This is a genomic window from Pseudomonas luteola NBRC 103146 (assembly GCF_002091675.1).
Lineage (GTDB): Bacteria > Pseudomonadota > Gammaproteobacteria > Pseudomonadales > Pseudomonadaceae > Chryseomonas > Chryseomonas luteola.
The window spans coordinates 1-1,107 of record NZ_BDAE01000086.1; the positions used below are offsets into that span (position 1 = coordinate 1).

General features: G+C 54.2%; 2 protein-coding genes. Both read right to left on the reverse strand.

The features are described 5' to 3' along the window. Nucleotides 1-3: 3 nt before the first annotated feature. Nucleotides 4-366 carry a hypothetical protein gene (locus PLU01S_RS25160; RefSeq protein ID WP_084339978.1) on the reverse strand — a complete coding sequence of 121 codons (363 nt, stop codon included), beginning with the start codon at nucleotides 364-366 and terminating at the stop codon, nucleotides 4-6. Beyond that, a partial coding sequence (locus tag PLU01S_RS25165; protein WP_218019579.1) for a hypothetical protein occupies nucleotides 359-1,107 on the reverse strand: 749 nt, incomplete at its 5' end. The genes PLU01S_RS25165 and PLU01S_RS25160, both read right to left, overlap by 8 nt.

A 1,107-nucleotide genomic window follows, 5' to 3' on the forward strand; every position in this document is an offset into this window, starting at 1 on the left:
TGATCATGACGGGTCACCGTGGCGGGCTAGGAAGGCAAAGGCAGCAGCATTGTTTACAGATATATGAGGGTCTTCCCATACAACGCCATCCATCAGTTTAGTCAGTATGTCCACAGCCTCAGCTAGTTCTGCCTCAAGCTCAGCCACGCGGTTGTCTTCCGGCCGACTCCAAGCTACTTCATTGTCAGGCCCTAACACTTCGAGCACTTCACCAACGTCAGAAACATTCAGACTTCTGGAACAGTTGTGGCAAAGACTGGTACTCGCCTCGATTTCAGCCAGAGCCTTTGCTTGCTCTACTGAGTCCGCCTGTACCGTTACGCTGGTAGACGCGAACACCTCAAACATTACGTTGTACTCACTCATGATCAACCTCTGGCTTGGCTGCGCGGGCTGCGTCGATGGCGGCGTCTATATGCCGGTCAGGGTCATCTCCAGACCATGAGGACAGAGAAAATCCGTCACTCTGCGCAATCACAAGGTTTTCGCCTTGGCAGCAGTTTTCCTTGAACCACCGATACCGCTCAGCGTCAGCCTTCAGCGCCTCTACCTGCCTATCTAGCTCGTCGCTTTCCTTGGCATACTGATTGCGCCGCTTTACTTCGTTTTCTACCGAGCGCTTCTCCACTTCTAGCGCTTTGTTTAGCTGCTCCACTTCCTCCCGTAAGCGCTCCACTTCGGCCTGCGCTGCTATCATGGAGCAGGCCATGCGGCCATTATCTTGATTAGCGGACATCTCTACAGACTTGCGGTGAAGACGCTCTTTAGTACATTCCTCCCGTAAGCGCTCGTTCTCGGCATGGAGTGCGGCCCTGGCTTGGTTCAGCCGCTCTAGCGCAACCAGAGCATCAGTGACATTCCCATAACCCATGTCTCGGGCCTTATGCCAAACTTCGTCGTACAGCTCTGCTCGGTACTTGTCGCTTGTTGTGCCTTCTGCCTGATCAGCTGGTGCGGTACGGGCGGCTAACGCACCCTCAATACCTGCCTTAAGCGCCACATCATAGGCAACGCTTCCAGCTGGGAACGCATGGAAAGCCTCTACGAAGCCTTCGATCATTTCTGGTGTAACTGCTTCACGCTCACTCATTTCCCGCCTCCAGCTGA